Origin of the sequence: Flavobacterium macacae (assembly GCF_003865365.1) — a bacterium.
In the GTDB taxonomy this organism is placed as follows: Bacteria; Bacteroidota; Bacteroidia; order Flavobacteriales; family Flavobacteriaceae; genus Flavobacterium; species Flavobacterium macacae.
The window spans coordinates 50307-71431 of record NZ_RQVR01000005.1 but is presented as its reverse complement, the minus strand read 5'-3'; the positions used below and the strand labels follow the sequence as shown (position 1 = coordinate 71431).

Genomic DNA, 21125 nt, shown 5'->3' with positions numbered 1-21125 from the left:
TAAATAATAAAAATCGAAATTTTTGACACTCTTTTGAAGTACCAACAATTTCGATTTTTATATTTTTCTTCTTCAGATAAGTTTTATGCAAATAAGAATAAAAGCCTATTCTTTATTTGCATAAAAATAATTATTCGGTCAAAAGAATGTCTAAGATTGTAATGGCGGCTTCGCTAATTTTAGTTCCAGGGCCAAAAACGGCAACAGCCCCAGCATCAAATAAATACTGATAATCTTGCGCCGGAATTACACCTCCAACAATAACCATGATATCTTCACGTCCATATTTTTTCAATTCTTCAATTACTTGCGGGACTAAAGTTTTGTGGCCGGCAGCCAATGAAGAAACGCCTAAAATGTGTACGTCATTTTCAACAGCCTGTTTTGCGGCTTCCGCCGGAGTTTGAAATAACGGGCCAATATCCACGTCAAAACCAACATCGGCATAACCTGTGGCCACTACTTTTGCGCCGCGATCGTGACCATCTTGTCCCATTTTGGCAATCATAATTCTTGGACGGCGGCCTTCTGAATGTGCAAATTCATCTGCTTTTTGTTTTGCGGTTGCAAAACTTTCGTCGTTTTTAATTTCTTTGCTGTACACGCCGCTAAATGATTTAATTTGCGCTTTATATCTTCCAAAAACAGTTTCTAAGGCATCGCTGATTTCGCCTAAAGTGGCTCTTTCGCGCGCTGCATTTACTGCCAGTTCTAATAAATTTCCCTCGCCTGATTGTGCAGATTCGGTCAATTTAGTTAAAAGTTCTTTTACTTTCTCCGTGTTTCTCGAAGCCTTTATTTTGTCTAATTGTTCCAATTGCTGCCTGCGAACCATCTGGTTGTCCACATCCAAAATATGCAACGGATCTTCTTTTTCTAATCGGTATTTATTGACACCAACAATGATATCCTGGCTTGAATCGATTCGCGCTTGTTTTCTTGCAGCCGCTTCTTCAATTCTCAATTTCGGAATTCCAGCTTCAATGGCTTTTGTCATGCCGCCTAATTCTTCCACTTCTTGAATTAATTCCCACGCTTTTTGCGCAATTTCATCGGTCAGTTTTTCTACGTAATAACTTCCGGCCCAAGGATCAACAGTTTTGGTAATCTTTGTTTCTTCTTGAAGGAAAATTTGCGTATTTCGAGCAATTCTTGCAGAGAAATCGGTCGGCAAAGCAATTGCTTCGTCCAGAGCATTCGTGTGCAGCGATTGTGTGCCTCCAAAAGCAGCAGCCGAAGCTTCAATTACTGTTCGAGCCACATTGTTAAACGGGTCTTGCTCGGTCAAACTCCAACCTGATGTCTGGCAATGCGTTCTTAAAGCCAATGATTTTTCATCCTTCGGATTAAATTGCTTTAATAATTTTGCCCAAAGCATTCTTCCAGCGCGCATTTTTGCAACTTCCATAAAATGGTTCATTCCGATGGCCCAAAAGAAAGAGAGGCGAGGAGCAAATTCATCGATTTTCATTCCTGCGGCCAAACCTGTTCTGATGTATTCCAAACCATCGGCTAAAGTGTATGCCAACTCAATGTCAGCAGTAGCTCCGGCTTCTTGCATGTGATAACCCGAAATTGAAATCGAGTTGAACTTCGGCATTTTTTTACTCGTAAAATCAAAAATATCAGCAATGATTTTCATCGAAGGAGATGGTGGATAGATGTAGGTGTTTCGCACCATAAATTCCTTCAAGATATCATTTTGGATTGTTCCTGAAAGCAATTCTGGTTTGACGCCCTGTTCCTCTGCAGCGACTATGTAAAATGCCATAATCGGCAAAACGGCGCCGTTCATGGTCATTGAAACTGACATTTCATCCAAAGGAATTTGGTCAAAAAGTACTTTCATATCTTCCACAGAATCAATAGCAACCCCAGCTTTTCCTACGTCTCCAACAACGCGCTCGTGATCTGAATCATAACCGCGGTGCGTTGGCAGGTCAAATGCAATGGAAAGTCCTTTTTGGCCTGCGGCAAGATTTCTTCTGTAAAAAGCATTGCTTTCTTCAGCAGTAGAAAATCCGGCATATTGGCGGACGGTCCATGGTCTGCGAACATACATTGTGGAATAAGGACCGCGTAAATTTGGGGCAAAACCCGCCCCAAATTCCAAGTGTTCTAAACCTTGAATGTCTTCTTCCGAATAGGTTTTTTTAAGCTCGATTCCTTCAGCAGTCAAGAAGTTTTCTTCTTCTAAACTTTTAGCTTTTGGCTTTTGGCTATTTTCTAACTTTATATTTTGTATATTTTTTCTTTTCATGTTAATTTTCTTTCTCACTCTCCAAACGTTCCATTTCCATTTTTTCGGCCAATCTTTTTTCGATAATTGGTGCAACTAATGTTTTTCTTTGCTTTGATTTTACAAAAGGAAAAAGTTCTAGATCGTGGCTCATTCGGTCGTTTTTATTCGGATATTTATTGGTTCCTAATAAAATTTCTTTTCCTGAATCAAATAATTCTTGTTCTTTTTGAGCGCTTTCTTGAATTTTTCTTTGGATGGTTCCTTCAATTAATTGCGTTACCAAACCGCCATTTGCTTCTATATCTTTAAATAAAGCCAATGCTTTTTCAGATAATTGCTGTGTCAAACTTTCGATGTAATAACTTCCGTCAGCGGGATTTGCAACTTTGTCAAAATAACTTTCGTGTTTTAAGACAAGCAATTGATTTCGAGAAATTCGATCTCCAAATTCATTGTCTTTATGGTACAAAGCGTCATAAGCCAAGTTCGAAACAGCATCGGCGCCACCTAAAATGGCACTCATGCATTCTGTAGTCGTGCGAAGCAAATTCACATTGTAATCGTACAGCGTTTTATTTCTTTTGGAAGGAATGGCCAAAATATGGCATTGAAAATTATGGTCGTATTCTTTGGCAACCAAGTCAAAAAGCAGTCGCAACGAGCGCAGTTTTGCAATTTCAAAAAAGTAATTGGTTCCCACGGCAACTTGCAAAACGATAGGTTTTGAGATTGTTGCAATTCGGTTGAAGTATTCGTTGGCGTGCGCTAAAGTATACGCAATTTGTTGCACGATATTAGCTCCAGCGTTTTGATATAAACTAGCATCGATGCTCAAGAAATTGATATTTTGGCACGAGATAGAAAGGGTGTTTAAAATATCAAAATCGGTTTCTAAATTATGGTACCAGTTTCCTTCTTTTGCTAAATTTCCAACAGGATCAATTTGAACAAAAACCTGCGCGTTTCTGGTTTTTGCAACGGTATCAATTCTTTTTACGAAATCGATTGAAAGAAACGATAAATGAAAGTATAAGGTTGTTTTTTCTAAAGGAAGCTTTTCCAGTAACTTTTCAACATTGCACGTTTCTTCTTCAATGGTAAAACGGATGCTTTCAGCACCGCGATTTAAAGTTTCTAAAGCCCGGCCAACGGACTTGTCTAAATCATGGACAAAAATATTTTGCGTGATTTTAAACGACTCGGTGTTGGGATTTGAAGTATTGGTTCTCTCAAATTCGTCAAGGTGGTAAAAAGGCTTGACTTTGATGCCTTCTGGACTTTCCCAAACAAGTGTTTCATTGTAATCAGCACCTTTTAATTCATATTGAATTTGCTGTTTCCATTGTTTGGAAGAAACCGGACTGAAGTCGTCAAATAGATTTTCAGACATAATTTAAATTTTTAGACTGCTTGGATTGTTAGATTCTTAGACTTTTACGCTATGACTTTTAGAGTTTACATTTTTTGATGTTTCCAAAAATGCGAAAATTTTCTCAATTAGCCCCGATTGCAGGGGAAATCCTTTTTCATTTTTTCTTTAAAAATGAAAAAGATTGTACCGAAAAGCGGGAATTGCGATTACTGAAAATGCCTACACTTTCGCTTCAAATACTTCAGATTATATAGTTTTAAAGCGATTTTCCTTTTTCATCTGGAGGCAAATTTTCTTCAAATTCAATGATGTAAATGTCTTCGCTGTCGCGTTTCATGTAATATTTTTCGCGGGCGTATTTTTCAATTTGGTCTGGATTTTTGAGCAGTTTTATTTTCTGCTGGTCCATTTTTATTTCGTCTTTGTAATATTTTTTGTTGTCTTCAAGCTCGTTAATTTCTTTATCGAGAACTCGGTGGTCGAGCAAGGAATAATTGTCAAGAAAGATCATCCAAACCACAAAAATGGCAAACACAAGAAAGTACCTGTTGGTCAGAAACCGCAGTAAAGGATGGCGTTTTGTGTTATTTTTGAAAGGATTTTTCACTTGATAAAGTTAGGCTTTTTTTTATAGAATTCGTTGGTTGATCACGGCGCGAACCACGTCAATTGCCACCGTGTTGTATTTGTCGTTAGGAATAATGATGTCGGCAAAGGCTTTTGTCGGCTCAATGAATTGCTCGTGCATTGGTTTTAACGTGTTTTGGTAACGGTTTAGAACCTCGGTCATATCACGTCCACGCTCTGCAATGTCCCGTTTTAAACGACGGATCAATCGCTCGTCAGAGTCGGCATGGACATAAATTTTGATGTCAAACATATCACGAAGCTCAGGATTGGCAAGAATTAAAATCCCTTCAACAATCATCACTTTTCGCGGGTGCGTGTTGATGGTATCGTCTGTCCTGTTGTGCGTTACAAAAGAATATACAGGCTGTTCCACATTTTTGCCAGCTTTTAATTCTTTTAATTGGGCGACCAACAATTCAAAGTCAATGGCGCGAGGGTGGTCGAAATTAATCAGTGCGCGTTCATCAAAACTCAGTCCGTGGTTCTCTTTATAATAAGAATCTTGAGAAATAATTCCGACTTCGGCTTGAGGTAGTTCGTTCATAATTTGCTGAACGACAGTTGTTTTTCCGCTTCCGGTTCCTCCGGCAATTCCAATAATGAGCATAAAAGTTGTGTTATGTTTTCTTGAGACAAAAATAGAAATTTAATTGAGAGTGTTTTTTGTTTTTTTTGAAATGTTTTTTGGAATAAAATTTTAAACTTATAATTTTAATTGTGTCATTTTAATAAAATAGCTAATGAATACGGTGAAATTTATATACATTCCAAATTAAAGCTAATAATTTTAAGAAATAATTAGTAATTAATTTTGTTTTTTGTAAGAAACTTTGTAGCATTGCATGAACATTTAAAACAAAGAAATAATGAAAAAAATTAGTATTTTAGTGGCCTCTGCTTTTTTTTTGGATTAACTTTTACATCGTGTAGTAGTGATGACGATTCATCAGGAAACATTGGATCAGTTATTGGAAAATGGAATTATGCATCTGAAAAAACTTCAGTAAACGGTACAGTCGTTTATGATGAAGTGTACGAGCACCAAACAGGATGTGAAAAAGATTACTACGAGATTTTAGAAAACGGAACTGCTATTGATGGCGAGTATTTTGGAGCATCATGTACTCTTACTACATTCTCTGACACATATACAAGATCAGGAAACACCTTAACAGTAGAGGAAGGCGGAGAAACTGTAGTTTATCAAATTGTTGTAGCAAACTCAACCAAAATGGTTTTACGTACGTCAGAAAGTTTTGAAGGTATAACAGCACTTACTGATTTTACATATACAAAATAATAAACTTTGAATACAATTCAGGAAAGCTTCTCATTTGAGGAGCTTTTTTTTTGGAAAAAAAATATTGAGAAATGAATTCTTTGTAACTTTGAGCTTCAAACTGAAACAAAAACAAAATGAACTATATACTTTTTGACGGAACCGTTAGAAATTCGTTATTGCCCTTCACGTTTACACGCCCCGTTGCTGACATTCGCGTAGGGATTTTGACCATTCGTGAAAAATGGGAAAAATATTTGGGTTACACAACCACAACGGTAACAGAAGAATATCTTTCTGAGAAATATCCGATGGTGGAAATGGAAGAAAACGTGATGATCAACGCTTCTTTTTTGCCAAATGACGTCTTGTCAGAAATGGTAAAATCGTTAGAAAAAAACCAGGCAATATTTAAAGGTGAAGAAGTGATTGCTTTTTTCTCGGAAGAATCGCAGGAAGAAGTTGATTTTGACAATTATGAAATAATAGAATACAACGATGACTGCTTGACAATCGTAAATACTTGGGATATTTTCCAAAAAAATGATGTGGCAATCCGGGAAGATTTTGAAATTTTGACAGAAGACCGATTTTCGCAACCAATTCCGAAAAGTGTCAATGTAATTTCTCCTGAAAATATATTTATTGAAGAAGGGGCAAAATTGGAATTTGTAACTTTAAACGCGTCAACCGGACCCATTTACATCGGAAAAAATGCTGAAATAATGGAAGGTTCTGTAATTCGCGGACCCTTTGCGTTATGCGAATCGGGACGCGTCAAATTGGCTTCAAAAGTATATGGCGCCACTACAGTTGGGCCACATTCTGTTATTGGAGGCGAAGTAAACAACTCTGTTCTTTTTGGCTATTCAAACAAAGGGCACGATGGTTTTTTAGGAAATTCAGTATTGGGCGAATGGTGCAATATCGGAGCGGACAGCAATAATTCCAACCTAAAAAACAACTACGAAGAAGTAAAATTGTGGAGTTATGAAACAGAAGGTTTTGCAAAAACCGGACTTCAATTTTGCGGTTTGATGATGGGCGACCACAGTAAATGTGGTATCAACACCATGTTTAACACTGGAACGGTAGTGGGCGTGAGCACCAATATTTTCGGAAGCGGTTTTCCTAGAAACTTTGTTCCGAGTTTTTCTTGGGGCGGAGCTTCCGGTTTTACAACTTACATCACTAAAAAAGCTTTTGATACGGCAAAAATAGTGATGGCCAGAAGAAATATTGAGTTCAGCGAGCAAGACGCTTCCATTTTAGAACACGTTTTTGAAGAGACAAAAAAGTGGCGAAAAGACTAAAAATTCACATATAAAAAAACCGCGATTTCACCAATCGCGGTTTTTTTTTTGATGTAGAAAATTATCTGTCAATTCTCAAAAACTTCCCTTTTAAATTAAATTCAAGTTCAATTCCGTTATCCAAATCAATATCGATATCGTTGAAACCCTTGTCAATATGCGTTATCGAAGCTTTAGGGTGATTTTTTGCCACATAATCCAAAATCGGTTTTAAGATGTAACCCGTCGGGATCACCTTTCCTTTTCCGTCCACTTCTTTCCACGCACCTTTTTCAGTAAATTCCAATTCCGTCATGTCGTCGAGCATCACTTCAAATGTAATTTTTCGTCTGTCTTTGTCTTTGATCGCGTGGTGAATCGTGTTTTTACTAAAATAAGTCTGGATAAAAGCCGTCGCTTCCGCAGGCAATTCCGAGTTTTTTATAGGAGTTTTTTGGGCATTGGCATTGAAACCCATAAGGAAAATAAATGCCGAAAATAAGATTGTTTTCATAATAGAATTATTTTCTATCTAAATTACAAAAATCTAGTTTTTTAAACAATTCTATTAAGATAGATTTAAAAGAAGTTAAACCGCTTTTTTTTTCAGAATCGAAACATGAGGTGTTTTCAGGAATCGCAATACCTGCTTTTCGGTACAATCTTTTCATTTTTAAAGAAAAAATGAAAAGGATTTTCCCTGCAATCAGGGCTATTTGAGAAAGTATCCGTCTTTTTGCAAACTTCTGGATCAATAGTAGCCGATCAACGCAACCAAAAAAATCCGCTTCACAAGGAATCTTGAAAATCCGCGTCCCATCTTCAGGACAATTCTAATTCCGACGCTCGTTACTTATCTAATTTCCTAACCCGTCTTAAATCCAACATATTCAAAGGATTTATCCCCAATCCCACCACATTTTTCCTAGTAAATCGCGCCACTTTATCATAAAATAAAGGAACAACCGGAGCTTCTTTCATCACCAAGTGATCCATTTTTTGATATAAAACAAAGCGTTTGGCATCATCGGTTTCTAGAAAAGCATCTTCATATAATTTGTCAAATTCAGTGTTTTTAAAGTGCGTATAATTCGGTCCATTCGGGGCAAAGTTTTTGCTGTAAAACAAAGAAAGATAATTTTCCGCATCCGGATAATCGGCAATCCAGCTCGCCCTAAAAAAAGAAACTTTTCCCGTAGAAATCGCCTGTCTCAAAGTCGCCGGTGGATTCACGTCTATCGAAACATCAACCCCGATTTTCTTCCATTCGCGTTGCAAATATTCAGAAATATCTAAATAGGTAGCGTTCGTACTCAGAGCCACTTTCGGGTTTTTATCGCCTGTTGCTTTTTTATATTCGGCAACTAAACTTCGTGCTTTTTGGATGTCATAATTGTAGCCAATCTTGGTTTCGTCAAAACTCGGCAAACCAGCCGGAATCATTCCGTTAATTGCCGGAGTTCCCATTCCGTTTCTTAAATACGTCACCAGTTTTTGTCGGTCAAAACCATAATTCAAGGCTTGGCGAATCCGTTTGTCTAAAACCGTTTTATTGCTTCCGTCCATTCTGAAACCCAAATATTCGGTATTCAAATATGGACCCGTAATCATATTTACATCGTTTTTGTATTTTTGTTGCAATTGACCGCTTTGCGTCAAAATTTCATCTTTGTACGAAGGATGGAGGCCTGAAATAAAATCAATTTTTCCTTGTGCAAATTGCAAAAAGCCACTTTGTTTGTCTGGTAAAAAAGTCACGGCAACCGCTTCCAGATAAGGCAATTGTTTTCCGTTTTCGTCCTTTTCAAAATACAACGGATTTTTTCTCAAGACCAATTTTACATTTTCTTCCCAAAGCTTAAATTGAAAAGGCCCCGTTCCAATTGGGTTGATTCTAAAATCATAATTTGCAGTTTCAAAAGCTTCCTTTGGAACAACCGACGCGTATTTCATAGAAAGCAATCCCAAAAATGCAGGAAATGATTTTTTTAGATTTATCTCAAAAATGGTATCGTTTGTAGCTCTGAAGTTTTCTACATTCTGCATAATCCATCCGCCTGGCGAAGCGACTTTTTCATCCAAAAGGCGATTAAAACTATATGCAAAGTCACCAGCGTTTACAATACGTGTGGAATCTTTAAAAACGTTATTTTTATGAAAGCGAACATCATTTCTTAACGTAAAAGTGTATGTTTTTCCATCTTCTGAAATCGTCCAAGATTTAGCCAAATCAGGTTTGATATTCAAGCTGTCATCGAGTTGCACCAAGCCGTTAAAAAGCTGATTGCACATCCAGATATTGTCTTGAGATTTTGCAAAAGCAGGATCCAATGAACTCACATTTGCATCTTGATTAAATCTAAAAACTTGATTGTCGCGGTTTTCTTTTGCCTCTTTTCCGCAGGAAAATAAAGTTAATGATATGCAAAATATTGATATGTAGTGAATTATTGATTTCATTTTGAAAAATATTGTATGTAAATTTGCAGGCTATTTGCAAAATGTAAATATAGCTAAAGATACCAATTTCCCAATTTTCGGGAGGATTTATAATGACAGAGAACAGAAAAAAAGTCGCTTTTTATACGTTGGGATGCAAACTGAATTTTTCAGAAACATCTACGATTGCTCGTGATTTTCAAGACGAAGGTTTTGACCGCGTTGAATTTGAAGATATTGCTGATATTTATGTAATCAATACGTGTTCGGTTACTGAAAATGCCGACAAGCAATTCAAGCAGGTGGTTAAAAAAGCAATGAAATTGAACGACAAGGCTTTTGTTGCAGCAGTGGGTTGTTATGCGCAGTTGAAGCCCGAAGAATTGGCGTCTGTTGATGGCGTTGACTTGGTTTTAGGCGCGACAGAAAAATTCAAAATCACCGATTACATTAACGATTTGTCCAAAAATGACTTTGGAGAAGTGCATTCTTGCGAGATTTCTGAAGCTGATTTTTATGTAGGAAGCTATTCCATTGGAGACCGAACCAGAGCATTTTTAAAAGTTCAGGATGGCTGTGATTATAAATGTACGTATTGCACAATTCCGTTGGCAAGAGGAATTTCTCGAAGCGATACATTGGAAAATGTACTGCAAAATGCCAAAGAGATTTCACAGCAAAATATCAAAGAAATTGTCTTGACCGGCGTCAATATTGGCGATTATGGAAAAGGCGAATTCGGAAATAAAAAGCACGAACATACTTTTTATGAATTAGTTCAAAAATTGGATGAAGTAGAAGGAATCGAGCGTTTGCGAATTTCCTCCATTGAGCCCAATTTACTTCGTAATGAAACAATTGAATTTGTATCAAAATCAAGAACTTTTGTACCGCATTTCCATATTCCGTTGCAATCAGGAAGCAATGATGTTTTAAAGAAAATGAAGCGCCGTTATTTGCGCGAAGTATATACCGAAAGAGTCAATAAAATAAAGGAAGTAATGCCTCACGCCTGTATTGGTGTGGACGTGATCGTTGGATTTCCTGGTGAAACCGACGAACATTTCTTGGAAACGTACAATTTCTTAAACGAAATGGATATTTCTTACCTGCACGTTTTTACGTATTCTGAAAGAGATAACACCGAAGCGGCAAATATGCCAAATCCAGTTCCTGCAAATGTTCGTGCTAAAAGGAGCAAGATGTTGCGAGGACTTTCTGTGAAAAAGAGACGCGCTTTTTATGAAAGCCAAATCGGTTCAAACAGAACGGTTTTATTCGAAAGCGAAAATAAAGAAGGCTATATTCACGGTTTTACAGAAAATTACGTAAAAGTAAAAACGCCGTGGAATCCAGAATTGGTGAATACTTTGCACGAAATCAATCTGACAAAAATTGACGATGACGGTTCGGTGCGATTAGAGTTTTTGAATGTAGAAGTTTAGATAGATAGTTCGATTTTTAGATTGTTGGGTATTTCGAAAAATCGAACTATCTAAAAATCGAACGTCTAATATTTATAATGAAACTTAATCTTGGTTACTCTAAAAACCGAATCTCCATATTTTTCTACAAATTCATACGAGTTTCTTCCTTTTTGCTCAAAGCTGACCAGTAGCGCGGCTGAGATCTCATAATACATTTTTTCGCCTTCCATCATCAGCCGTTCTCCGGCTTTTCGATATCCAGAGCGAACCAAATCAAATTCAGATAAATTCCAAGTGGTAGAATGGCTGTCAAAACTTTCTGTAAGGCTGTACAAACCTTCGGTGATTTCGGTTTTGCTTCCGTAATATTTTTCGATGTTTTCGAAGAAGTCGAGGATTTGGGTATTTATTTCTTCTGTCATTTGATAAAAATAATAAAATTTTCTTTTCAAACACACAGATTTTAAATCCAGCAAACAGTTTGAGACGCTATTAGATTCTAATTCCCGGAGGAAGCAATTCTTTATAAACCGGATTTTTTCTAAAAAAAGAAGCGATTTTTGGATGTGTCGGAACAACTTTTAATTTTCGCTCTTCTGCTATTGCCATAATTTCTTTTAATACATCAGAAACAAAGGTTTCGTCCTCAAAAGATTCTGGCAGATTTACCTTAGTCAAAAATATTTTGCGTTCTTGAAAAGAATATTCCACAGAAACTAATTTTCCGTCTTCGCTGTGAGCCTCAAATTGTCTTGAAAAAGTATTGTCTTTGATTTCCATAATATTTTTTTTTCTAGTTATATCGCATCGGAACTTCAATCATCAAAATTTTAGATTTGGCTTTTGTTTTGATTTCGAAGGAATCAAATTCAATGATTCCAAAAGCGTCTCTTTCATTTACCGTCTGATTTTCAATTTCGATTTCGCCTTCAATTAAAAAAATGTAAATTCCGTTTGAAGGTATTTTTATATCGTAAGTAATAGTTTGATTTTCTTCAAAAATGCCCAGATGCAAAAACGCCTGTTGGTGGATCCAAAGTGCGTTTCCGTCATTTTTATCTTCGGGAGAAACAATGTTCACAAAGGAGTTTAGGTTGTTTTTCAGGTCAAAAGATTTTTGGTCGTATCGTGGCGTAGCATCTTCTTTTTCAGGGAAAATCCAAAGTTGCAGGGTTTTTGCATTTTCACTTTGGCTCGCGTTCATTTCTGAATGTTGCACACCGGTTCCGGCGCTCATCACTTGCACCTCGCCAAAAGAGACCGTGGCTTGGTTTCCCATGCTGTCGCGGTGCGTCAAGCCACCTTCGAGAGGAATCGTGATGATTTCCATATTTTCGTGCGGATGCGTTCCAAAACCCATTCCAGCTGCAATGGTGTCATCGTTTAATACACGAAGCATTCCGAATTGCATCATTTCTGGATTTTGATAATTGCCAAAAGAAAATGAAAAATTGGCCTGAAGCCAACCGAAATCTGCTTTTCCTCGTGCGCTTTTTGGAAACAGTCGCGTTTGCATAATTTATAGATTATTTAAAAAGATGTGAAGCTGGTTTTCAGATAAAAACCATAATTTTATACAAATTTCGTAATAAAAACCTTTTGTTGCTGTTATGATAGCGTTAAAACAATTCTGATGGAAAAAGTACATGTATATTTTATGCCAGGAATGGCGGCGAGTTCCGCAATTTTTGAGCGAATTCTTCTTCCTGAAGAACAATTTGAAATGCATCTTTTAGAATGGGTTTTGCCTTTGGATAATGAAACGTTGCAAGAATATGCGCAGCGAATCGCATTGAATATTAAGCACGAAGATGCTGTTTTGATCGGGGTTTCCTTCGGAGGTGTTTTAGTGCAGGAAATGGGCCGGATTGTCAATGCAAAGAAAGTGATTATTATTTCAAGTGTCAAAAGCAATGCGGAGTTTCCGAGAAGAATGAAATTTGCCAAAACAATCAAAGCCTACAAGGTTTTTCCAACCGGATTGGCTAAAAACGTGGCGCTTTTTGCGAAGTTTTCTATGGGTGGCAACAAGATGAACCAGCGGTTGAAATTGTATGAAAAGTTTCTGTCAATGCGCGATAAAAAGTATCTGGATTGGGCTTTAGAAAAAATAATTCTTTGGGATAGGGCAGAACCAGATGAAAACGTGATTCACATTCACGGCGATGCTGACGAGGTTTTTCCTCCAAAATATATTAAGAATTACATTCCGATAAAAGGCGGTACGCACATTATGATTATCAATAAATTCAAATGGCTGAATGAAAATTTACCGAGAATTATTTTAGAAAATTGATTAATTCGATAATTCGATAATTCGATAATTCGATAATTCGATAATTTTTATAAATAAAAATCTTGGTTTGATTTTTGAATCTTACTTTCTTAAGGGTTCAAATTAAATAATTAAAAAGAAAAAAAATTGTAGGTTTACAAAATACACTCAAAAAAGAAATGAATATGAATTTGATTAAGAAAACAGGCCTGATTGCTTCGGTAGTTTTGGTAAGTGGCGTGATGGTTCACGCGGTTTCCAGCGAAAAGATTAAAGAAAAAACAGCAATGGTAAAAGCAAATTATTTCCCTACGGAAGTTGATTTTGCAGGAGAAAAAACACCTTTGCATATTGCTGACGTCAAAGAACGTTTTGACAGGGAATTGCTTGTAAATGCCAATCTTGACGCTTCGACGCTGTTGATTATAAAAAGAGCCAACCGTGCTTTTCCAATCATTGAACCTATTTTAAAGAAAAACGGAGTTCCGGATGATTTTAAATATTTGGCTGTAGCTGAAAGTGCTTTGATGAACGCTACTTCTTCTGCGGGTGCAAAAGGTTTTTGGCAGTTTATGCCGGCAACGGCAAAAGAATACGGCATGGAAGTCAATGATATCGTTGATGAGCGCTACCATCTTGAAATGTCTACGGAAGCCGCTTGCAAATATTTGTCAAGTGCTTATAAAAAATTCGGGAGCTGGACTTTAGCTGCGGCCTCTTACAATGGAGGTTTTGGCGGCGTGAACAAACAAATTACTTTTCAAGGCGAAACTAACTATTATGACTTGCTTTTAACCGATGAAACGGCGCGTTATGTTTTCAGAATCTTAGCTTTGAAAGAAATTATGAAAAACCCAGTGCAATATGGTTTTACGGTAAATCCGACAGAATTGTACCCACTGATTCCTACTAAGAAAATCGAGGTGGACAGTTCTATTACCGATTTGGCTGTTTTTGCAAAATCACAAGGAATCAATTATAAAATATTGAAAATCCACAATCCTTGGCTTCGTGACCGAAAATTGACAAACGCAACGAAAAAGAAATATGTGTTTGAAATTCCTACCGAAGGATATTAATTTAGGTGTTTCAGATCGTTAGAATTTCAAATTCTTAAACTTTCGTATAAATAAAAACCACTTTTAGTTTCGACTAAAAGTGGTTTTTTTTTTATATGTATTTTTGTAAGATATCTAAGAAGTCTAATTATATTTTCTTCATCTGATCTTTCATCATCTTGATTTGATCTTTCAGCATTCCCTGTTTGTCTAATTTTTTAGCTTCTGCCAATAAATTGGTAGCTTCAATCTTTCTTCTTCTTGACATGGCAACTCCGGCAAGGTTTAATTTTGCCACGGCCAAATCCATATCCATTGACAATCCCAGTTCGATTGCTTTCTTGAAATATTTCTCTGATTGCGTTAAATTAGTTTGCGAAAGCATCAATCCGTGAAGGTAATTGTAATAACCCTGTTGTTTTCTTACTAAAGAAGTTTCTGGGTTTTTTATGTAAGACAGCCATTTTTGAGCACCCGGAAAATCTTGTTTTCTCAATTTTAAGAAGGCTAAAAGGATAAATTCATTTTTAAAATAGAGCAAAATGAATATTAAAGAGAATAAAATAAGGAAGATTCCGTTTCCAATATTGTTTTCTGTAAATTGCCAAATGCCTGTAGCAATGATAAGTCCGGCTAAAATTAATTTGATATTCCTGTGAAACATAATTATTTTGTGTTTAAGAATGCAAAGGTAGTAAAATGAATTAAAAATATTTTTCAAAAAGCACTTGCAAGAAAAAAAAGTCTTTGTATATTTGCACTCGGTTTTGGAACAGCATTGATTTCGAACCTATAAAAAGATATTTAATTAAGTTTTTTAAAGATACAAAGCAATGAGCAAAAGAACGTTTCAACCATCGAAAAGAAAAAGAAGAAATAAGCACGGTTTTATGGACAGAATGGCTTCTGCCAATGGAAGAAAAGTCCTTGCTAGAAGAAGAGCTAAAGGAAGACATAAATTGACTGTTTCTTGTGAGCCAAGACACAAAAAATAATGTTTGAATAAACATAAATAAAGGCGTTACTTTTTTCTAGTATCGCCTTTTTTTATACCTTGTCGGTAAAAACCGAAGGTTCAGGGCTATAGGTTTAAGATTCAAGGTTTAGCCCTAAACCATAATTCCCAAAACCTTGTATCTAAAATTAACTACAACAACACACAGCAATGCCGAAAGACAATTCAATTAAATCAGTTTTAATCATCGGTTCAGGTCCAATCGTTATCGGTCAGGCTTGCGAATTTGATTATGCAGGTTCACAATCAGCGCGTTCCATCAGAGAAGAAGGAATTGAGGTTATCTTAATCAATTCAAATCCAGCAACCATTATGACGGATCCGTCAATGGCTGACCACGTTTATTTAAAACCGCTGACTACCAAATCAATCATTGAAATCCTTAAGGAACATCCACAAATTGATGCCGTTCTGCCTACGATGGGAGGACAGACTGCATTAAATTTATGTTTGGAAGCGGACGAAAAAGGAATTTGGGAAGATTTTGGAGTAAAATTAATCGGAGTTGACATCAATGCGATTAACATTACTGAAGATAGAGAGCAGTTCAAACAGCTTTTAGAAAGAATTGAAATCCCAACAGCGCCTGCCAAAACAGCAACTTCATTCTTGCAAGGAAAAGAAATTGCCCAGGAATTTGGGTTTCCATTAGTAATTCGCCCATCATTTACTTTGGGTGGAACGGGTGCTGCTTTTGTTCACACAAAGGAAGAATTTGATGAAAAGTTAACATACGGATTGGAAATGTCTCCAATTCACGAGGTTTTGATCGACAAAGCGTTGCTGGGCTGGAAAGAATATGAACTTGAATTATTGAGAGATAAAAATGACAATGTCGTGATTATCTGTTCAATTGAAAATATGGATCCGATGGGAATCCACACCGGAGACTCGATTACGGTGGCTCCTGCGATGACTTTATCTGACGCGACTTTCCAAAAGATGCGCGATATGGCGATCAAAATGATGCGAAGCATCGGCAACTTTGCGGGCGGTTGTAACGTTCAGTTTGCCGTTTCTCCTGATGAAAAAGAAGATATCGTGGCGATTGAAATCAATCCTCGCGTGTCGCGTTCATCAGCTTTGGCATCAAAAGCAACAGGTTATCCAATTGCAAAAATTGCTTCGAAATTGGCTTTAGGGTACAATTTAGATGAATTGCAAAACCAAATTACAAAATCAACTTCTGCTTTATTTGAGCCGACTTTGGATTATGTAATCGTAAAAATTCCACGTTGGAACTTCGATAAATTTGAAGGCGCTGACCGAACTTTAGGACTTCAGATGAAATCTGTGGGAGAAGTGATGGGAATTGGCCGTTCTTTTCAAGAAGCTTTGCATAAAGCGACGCAATCTCTTGAAATTAAAAGAAACGGACTTGGTGCTGACGGAAAAAGCTACACCAATTACGACCAAATTATTGAAAAGCTGACGTATGCAAGTTGGGACAGGGTTTTCGTGATTTATGACGCGATCCAAATGGGAATTCCATTGAGCAGAATCCACGAAATCACTAAAATAGATATGTGGTTCTTGAAACAATATGAAGAATTATATTCTTTAGAAAAAGAAATTTCAAATTACACGATTGAAACGTTGCCGAAAGAATTATTGCTTGAAGCAAAACAAAAAGGTTTCGCTGACAGACAGATTGCGCACATGATGAAATGTCTGGAAAGCCAAGTTCACAAGCTTCGTGAAGATATGAATATCAACAGAGTTTATAAATTGGTTGATACTTGTGCAGCAGAATTTACGGCAAAAACACCTTATTATTATTCAACTTTTGAAGCAGAAATTGAAACTGCTGACGGACAAAAATATGTTCATAACGAAAGTATCGTCACAGATAAAAAGAAAATCGTAGTTCTTGGTTCGGGTCCAAACAGAATTGGGCAAGGAATTGAGTTTGATTATTCTTGTGTCCACGGTGTTTTGGCGGCGAAAGAATGCGGTTATGAAACGATTATGATCAACTGTAACCCAGAAACGGTTTCAACTGATTTTGATACGGCTGATAAATTGTATTTCGAGCCTGTTTTCTGGGAACATATTTATGACATTATCCAGCACGAAAAGCCAGAAGGCGTGATTGTGCAGTTAGGAGGCCAGACGGCCTTGAAATTGGCTGAAAAATTGTCTAAATACGGAATCAAAATCATCGGAACGAGTTTTGATGCTTTAGACTTGGCGGAAGACAGAGGGCGTTTTTCTGAATTGCTGACGGAATTAAATATTCCTTTTCCGCAATTCGGGATTGCTGAAAGTGCTGATGAAGCTTCGGTTTTGGCGGATACTTTAGATTTTCCTTTACTGGTTCGTCCTTCGTATGTTTTGGGCGGGCAAGGAATGAAAATTGTTATCAACAAACAAGAATTAGAAGAACACGTAATTGATTTGCTAAAATCGATTCCGGGGAATAAATTGCTTCTGGATCATTATTTAGATGGTGCGATTGAAGCAGAAGCAGATGCGATTTGCGATGGCGAAAATGTGTACATCATCGGAATTATGGAGCATATTGAACCTTGCGGAGTTCACTCGGGAGATTCAAATGCGACATTGCCTCCTTTTAACTTAGGAGAATTCGTGATGCAACAGATTAAAGACCATACGAAGAAAATTGCTTTGGCTTTGAGAACTGTAGGTCTGATCAACATTCAGTTTGCAATTAAAGACGACACGGTTTACATCATTGAAGCCAATCCAAGAGCGTCTAGAACGGTTCCTTTTATTGCAAAAGCGTATGGCGAGCCTTATGTGAATTATGCGACAAAAGTAATGTTAGGCCACAATAAAGTGACTGATTTTGACTTTAATCCGAAATTGAACGGCTATGCAATCAAACAGCCGGTTTTTTCTTTCAGCAAGTTTGCAGGAGTTAATAAAGCGTTAGGACCAGAGATGAAATCAACGGGAGAAAGCATCTTGTTTATTGATGATTTGAAAGACGATCAATTTTATGAATTGTATTCAAGAAGAAAAATGTACTTGAGCAAATAGATTTACAGCTCTTAAAATTGAATATTGAAAATAAAAAAAAGCCTCCAGATTTGGAGGCTTTTTTTGTGCGTATTATTGGCGACAATCTGCGTCAATAGCCCAGATTGCACGGAAAGCCTTTTTTGAGGAAAGGCTTGTTTTTGCGCTGTAAAAAAGCGACCGGAGGAAGCTCTTTTTTCAGCTTGCAAAAACTGCCTTAGCTAAAAAAGCTTGAAGGGAAAGCTGGAAATAGCTTCTAATTCTTCTTTAAAAAATTTAAGCAGGGTGTCACATCAAAATACAATCCTTTGATGTTTTCTTCATTTTCCGCGACAGTTAAGTAATCAAAATGTTCAATCAAGCTTTGTTCACCGGCATAACGGAAGCCGAACATCGCCAATAAATCATATTCGTGTGATGTATCGATGACAAAAAAGGCGGTTTCTTTGCTGATTCCGTCACCAGAACTGACCAAGGCATCCACAATAATTTCTAATTTGATGAGGTTTTTTTGAAGCTCGTCGGTTTTTTTCTGCTGTTCTAAGCTGTAAAGTCGGTAATTTAAGGAACGAATGTCAAGCGGATTTTCTTTTAAGGCTTGACCGGAAAGCTTGATAATCTCAGTTAAATCTTCTTCAGAAAGTGTTTCTTTATTGATAACTTCGCTTAATTTTTCAGAAGCTTCTGATTGTTCATAAGGATTGTATTTGGGTTGAAAAATGTAGCCGTAATACAAATGTTTTTTTTGTTCGATAGTCATTGTGGTGTCTGACAATTCATAGCGAGCCATCAATTTTGGATAATAAAAGTCTGATTTTTTGTCTTTTATGTTTTTTTCAATGGTTAGGTAATTAGGTTTTTCAAAGTTGCTTTCTTGTGCAACTGCGCTGCTGTAAATTGTAATTATGATGAATAAGAAGTAAGCCTTTTTCATAAACTTGAAATTTTAAAAGTAGTATCCAAAGATACCAATTTCACGGTTAAGATGTTTTCAGATTTTGAAGCTAAAAAAAGCCCTGAATTTCAGGGCTTTTTTTAGAGTAATTATTGCTTTATGAATTTTTGAGAGAATTTATTTCCTGTTGCATCTTGTAAAATTAATAGGTATGTTCCTGCAGTTAAAGATTGCACATTTAATTTAGTATCTGAAATTTTTGGAGTCAATACCATTCTTCCATTAATGTCATACACTTTTGCATCCGCTATTTCCTGCATGTCTTTCAATTGGATATTGATAAAGTCATTTGCCGGATTTGGGTACAAAGCAAATTGGTTGCTATTGTTCTCCGATACACCTAAAGTGGCTCCTTCGGTAACATTTAATGTTTGGTTAGGAGAAGGATTGGTAATTGTATCCACGATTCCAGATGGCCATCTGATGATTACTTGTGTGATTTGGGTGGCTTGACCAATACCAAAATGGGCATTTAAAGAGCTCATGTATCTGAATCCTTCGCCACTTCTTATATCTCTAATTTGTTTTCCCCAAGCACCATAAATTTCTACTCTGGCACCGATTCCGTTACTGTTGCTTTGGATTCCGTTTAAGGCAACCTTAAGCCATTTGTTCGTATTTGGAACTGCATAACGAACTGTTGAGCCATTCATAATATCAAGGAAACCATCATTATTTAAATCACCAATTGGCCCAACGCTAATACCACTGTAGGTTACAGGTGAAAAAGTCCCATTGCCTAAATTGAACATAATTTTTCCACCGCCACCAAGAACATCTATAAAACCGTCATTGTCAAAGTCGTAAGCAACATTGTCAACGTTGACTGAAGTATTTGTATCCCATCCAGAACCTGCCGTGATGTTGGTAAAAGCGCCCAAGTTTCCACTGGAATCTAAATTATTTCTAAAATATTTGTGAGTTCCCGAACTTGCGGTGATGATAATATCCATGTCTCCGTCATTATCAAAATCAGAAATAGCCGAAGACCAAGTTTGGATTGGCGTAATATCTATTTGCGATTGAGCCGAAATATCTGTAAAAACACCGTTACCATCATTTCTGTGCAATTCGCAGGCGGGTCCTGAACATTTTGAAATAAAGACATCTTGGTCGCCGTCATTGTCAAAATCGGTCCAAAGTGTTGCATAATTTCCTCCAATCGCACCAATGCTCATCGCACCTGGCGTAACTGTTGATTGGTAATACGTCAAATTGCCAGCACCATTATTTAAAAAATAAACATTTGGAGCAATATCGTGGCAAGAAAATACATCAAGATGACCATCATTGTTTAAGTCGATGAAATTTGTCCTTTGGCAGAAAATATAATTTGTGGGCGAAAAATTACTGTAAGCAGTTCCGGTACTGTTTGATGTCCATACAGAAAGCCCATTGCCAGCTCCTAAAACTAAATCATTGAAACCATCTTTGTTATAATCTCCCGCAGCCATGCTCCAGTAAGGCATTTTGCTTACCCCTGAAATTGCAAAATTAGAAATTGAAAAGGCGCCCGGCGTGGTTTGATAATGAATTTTTAAATTGTTATCGCTAACGCCTACAATATCATCTTTTTTATCATTGTTCATGTCAACAACGCAATAATTGTAAGCACTATTTACTGTTGAAATGGTTTGTGTTGTATATGAAATTGGAGTAGGTGGCGGTACGATTACTGGAGCCTGGATCAACTGGAATGAAAATCCAGTAGATTGGTATTTATTATCAAAAGCAATATAATAGGTAGTTCCAGCGGTGGCAGTAAAAGTAGCAGTGGACAGATAAGAATTAGAATTTCCCGAATTACACGGAATTACACCGGCATCATCATCTCCTGCGAAGCAAGTTAAATTCCCGCAAGTTCCAGTATATATATGAAGGCGGGTGTCTTTGCAGATGTTAATTTGAAGGTCAGTTGTAACTGTTACTGAATAATTTTGAGTTGGAGTATAGGAATACCATTCCGCAGCGGTTCCAAGTCCGGTACTTGCGCAAGCGGTAGTTATCGGGGTTCCGTTAACCGCGTCGACAACATACGTTCCGGCTGTGATGGCAGTTGCTCCGCCACAAGAATTTTGGGCAAACGAAATGTTTGTTCCAAAAAATAAAATTAAAAAGAGGGTAATTTTTTTCATGTGTGATAGTTTTTGTTGGTTGTT

19 protein-coding genes are annotated in these 21125 nt (G+C 37.0%); 7 read left to right on the top strand and 12 right to left on the bottom strand.

The features are described from left to right. Positions 1–130: 130 nt before the first annotated feature. The 4 genes from scpA to udk all read right to left on the bottom strand — a co-directional run bounded on the left by scpA (position 131) and on the right by udk (position 4851). A complete protein-coding gene (scpA, locus tag EG849_RS05925) occupies positions 131–2260 on the bottom strand; it encodes a methylmalonyl-CoA mutase (protein WP_125012158.1) in 2130 nt (709 codons plus the stop codon). 1 nt (position 2261) lies between these two features. Next, complete coding sequence (locus EG849_RS05920) at positions 2262–3632, bottom strand: methylmalonyl-CoA mutase subunit beta (RefSeq protein WP_125012157.1); 1371 nt, start codon at positions 3630–3632, stop codon at positions 2262–2264. A gap of 238 nt (positions 3633–3870) precedes the next feature. Beyond that, positions 3871–4221, bottom strand: coding sequence for an FtsB family cell division protein (locus tag EG849_RS05915; protein ID WP_125012156.1), 351 nt, complete (start codon positions 4219–4221; stop codon positions 3871–3873). Positions 4222–4242: 21 nt separating this feature from the next. After that, a complete protein-coding gene (gene udk, locus EG849_RS05910) occupies positions 4243–4851 on the bottom strand; it encodes a uridine kinase (protein ID WP_125012155.1) in 609 nt (202 codons plus the stop codon). Positions 4852–5274: 423 nt separating this feature from the next. Here udk and EG849_RS05905 point away from each other — a divergent pair, with 423 nt between their 5' ends. Together EG849_RS05905 and EG849_RS05900 are read left to right on the top strand one after the other, a co-directional pair. Continuing rightward, complete coding sequence (locus EG849_RS05905; protein ID WP_125012154.1) at positions 5275–5544, top strand: lipocalin family protein; 270 nt, start codon at positions 5275–5277, stop codon at positions 5542–5544. 116 nt (positions 5545–5660) lie between these two features. Further along, positions 5661–6836, top strand: coding sequence for a GlmU family protein (locus EG849_RS05900; protein ID WP_125012153.1), 1176 nt, complete (start codon positions 5661–5663; stop codon positions 6834–6836). A 61-nt stretch (positions 6837–6897) separates the two neighbouring features. On the opposite strand, the gene EG849_RS05895 is transcribed toward EG849_RS05900, so the two are convergent. Both EG849_RS05895 and EG849_RS05890 read right to left on the bottom strand, forming a co-directional pair. Beyond that, a complete protein-coding gene (locus tag EG849_RS05895; protein WP_125012152.1) occupies positions 6898–7329 on the bottom strand; it encodes a PepSY-like domain-containing protein in 432 nt (143 codons plus the stop codon). 335 nt (positions 7330–7664) lie between these two features. After that, positions 7665–9275, bottom strand: coding sequence for an ABC transporter substrate-binding protein (locus tag EG849_RS05890; protein WP_125012151.1), 1611 nt, complete (start codon positions 9273–9275; stop codon positions 7665–7667). A gap of 92 nt (positions 9276–9367) precedes the next feature. On the opposite strand from EG849_RS05890, the gene mtaB reads away from it, so the two are divergent. Further along, positions 9368–10699, top strand: a complete 1332-nt coding sequence (gene mtaB, locus EG849_RS05885) for a tRNA (N(6)-L-threonylcarbamoyladenosine(37)-C(2))-methylthiotransferase MtaB (RefSeq protein WP_125012150.1) — start codon at positions 9368–9370, stop codon at positions 10697–10699. A gap of 65 nt (positions 10700–10764) precedes the next feature. Here mtaB and EG849_RS05880 read toward each other — a convergent pair whose 3' ends face one another. From EG849_RS05880 to EG849_RS05870, 3 genes are read right to left on the bottom strand one after another with little or no spacing between them, the layout of a single operon-like run. Then, the gene (locus EG849_RS05880) at positions 10765–11133 is read right to left on the bottom strand and encodes a hypothetical protein (protein WP_125012149.1); all 369 of its coding nucleotides are present in this window, start codon (positions 11131–11133) and stop codon (positions 10765–10767) included. 40 nt (positions 11134–11173) lie between these two features. Next, positions 11174–11461, bottom strand: a complete 288-nt coding sequence (locus EG849_RS05875) for a GNAT family N-acetyltransferase (protein WP_125012148.1) — start codon at positions 11459–11461, stop codon at positions 11174–11176. A gap of 13 nt (positions 11462–11474) precedes the next feature. After that, positions 11475–12197, bottom strand: a complete 723-nt coding sequence (locus EG849_RS05870) for a pirin family protein (RefSeq protein ID WP_125012147.1) — start codon at positions 12195–12197, stop codon at positions 11475–11477. A gap of 117 nt (positions 12198–12314) precedes the next feature. Between EG849_RS05870 and EG849_RS05865 the strand changes: the two genes are divergently transcribed. Next, on the top strand, positions 12315–12977 hold the full coding sequence (locus EG849_RS05865) for an alpha/beta hydrolase (RefSeq protein ID WP_125012146.1): 663 nt from the start codon (positions 12315–12317) through the stop codon (positions 12975–12977). A gap of 164 nt (positions 12978–13141) precedes the next feature. Continuing rightward, positions 13142–14035: a lytic transglycosylase domain-containing protein gene (locus EG849_RS05860; protein ID WP_125012145.1), complete on the top strand. Its 894-nt coding sequence runs from the start codon at positions 13142–13144 to the stop codon at positions 14033–14035. Positions 14036–14162: 127 nt separating this feature from the next. Here EG849_RS05860 and EG849_RS05855 read toward each other — a convergent pair whose 3' ends face one another. After that, positions 14163–14678, bottom strand: coding sequence for a DUF2892 domain-containing protein (locus tag EG849_RS05855; protein WP_125012144.1), 516 nt, complete (start codon positions 14676–14678; stop codon positions 14163–14165). A gap of 169 nt (positions 14679–14847) precedes the next feature. Here EG849_RS05855 and rpmH point away from each other — a divergent pair, with 169 nt between their 5' ends. Together rpmH and carB are read left to right on the top strand one after the other, a co-directional pair. Further along, the gene (rpmH, locus tag EG849_RS05850; protein WP_007136275.1) at positions 14848–15009 is read left to right on the top strand and encodes a 50S ribosomal protein L34; all 162 of its coding nucleotides are present in this window, start codon (positions 14848–14850) and stop codon (positions 15007–15009) included. Positions 15010–15179: 170 nt separating this feature from the next. Beyond that, positions 15180–18032: a carbamoyl-phosphate synthase large subunit gene (gene carB, locus EG849_RS05845; protein ID WP_125012143.1), complete on the top strand. Its 2853-nt coding sequence runs from the start codon at positions 15180–15182 to the stop codon at positions 18030–18032. 235 nt (positions 18033–18267) lie between these two features. Here the strand turns inward: carB and EG849_RS05840 are convergent, their stop codons facing one another. Together EG849_RS05840 and EG849_RS05835 are read right to left on the bottom strand one after the other, a co-directional pair. Further along, positions 18268–18945, bottom strand: a complete 678-nt coding sequence (locus EG849_RS05840) for a DUF4919 domain-containing protein (RefSeq protein WP_125012142.1) — start codon at positions 18943–18945, stop codon at positions 18268–18270. 110 nt (positions 18946–19055) lie between these two features. Then, positions 19056–21101 (bottom strand): FG-GAP-like repeat-containing protein, encoded by a 2046-nt coding sequence (locus tag EG849_RS05835; RefSeq protein ID WP_125012141.1) that lies wholly within the window; start codon positions 21099–21101, stop codon positions 19056–19058. Positions 21102–21125 lie beyond the last annotated feature (24 nt).

Excerpts from the sequence above, each read along its gene's own strand:
- EG849_RS05900 (WP_125012153.1), top strand. The coding sequence starts at position 5,661 with ATGAACTATATACTTTTTGACGGAACCGTTAGAAATTCGTTATTGCCC.
- EG849_RS05835 (WP_125012141.1), bottom strand. The coding sequence starts at position 21,101 with ATGAAAAAAATTACCCTCTTTTTAATTTTATTTTTTGGAACAAACATT.
- EG849_RS05855 (WP_125012144.1), bottom strand. The coding sequence starts at position 14,678 with ATGTTTCACAGGAATATCAAATTAATTTTAGCCGGACTTATCATTGCT.
- EG849_RS05875 (WP_125012148.1), bottom strand. The coding sequence starts at position 11,461 with ATGGAAATCAAAGACAATACTTTTTCAAGACAATTTGAGGCTCACAGC.
- scpA (WP_125012158.1), bottom strand. The coding sequence starts at position 2,260 with ATGAAAAGAAAAAATATACAAAATATAAAGTTAGAAAATAGCCAAAAG.
- EG849_RS05920 (WP_125012157.1), bottom strand. The coding sequence starts at position 3,632 with ATGTCTGAAAATCTATTTGACGACTTCAGTCCGGTTTCTTCCAAACAA.
- EG849_RS05895 (WP_125012152.1), bottom strand. The coding sequence starts at position 7,329 with ATGAAAACAATCTTATTTTCGGCATTTATTTTCCTTATGGGTTTCAAT.
- EG849_RS05890 (WP_125012151.1), bottom strand. The coding sequence starts at position 9,275 with ATGAAATCAATAATTCACTACATATCAATATTTTGCATATCATTAACT.
- udk (WP_125012155.1), bottom strand. The coding sequence starts at position 4,851 with ATGCTCATTATTGGAATTGCCGGAGGAACCGGAAGCGGAAAAACAACT.
- EG849_RS05860 (WP_125012145.1), top strand. The coding sequence starts at position 13,142 with ATGAATTTGATTAAGAAAACAGGCCTGATTGCTTCGGTAGTTTTGGTA.
- EG849_RS05870 (WP_125012147.1), bottom strand. The coding sequence starts at position 12,197 with ATGCAAACGCGACTGTTTCCAAAAAGCGCACGAGGAAAAGCAGATTTC.
- EG849_RS05865 (WP_125012146.1), top strand. The coding sequence starts at position 12,315 with ATGGAAAAAGTACATGTATATTTTATGCCAGGAATGGCGGCGAGTTCC.
- mtaB (WP_125012150.1), top strand. The coding sequence starts at position 9,368 with ATGACAGAGAACAGAAAAAAAGTCGCTTTTTATACGTTGGGATGCAAA.
- EG849_RS05840 (WP_125012142.1), bottom strand. The coding sequence starts at position 18,945 with ATGAAAAAGGCTTACTTCTTATTCATCATAATTACAATTTACAGCAGC.
- carB (WP_125012143.1), top strand. The coding sequence starts at position 15,180 with ATGCCGAAAGACAATTCAATTAAATCAGTTTTAATCATCGGTTCAGGT.
- rpmH (WP_007136275.1), top strand. The coding sequence starts at position 14,848 with ATGAGCAAAAGAACGTTTCAACCATCGAAAAGAAAAAGAAGAAATAAG.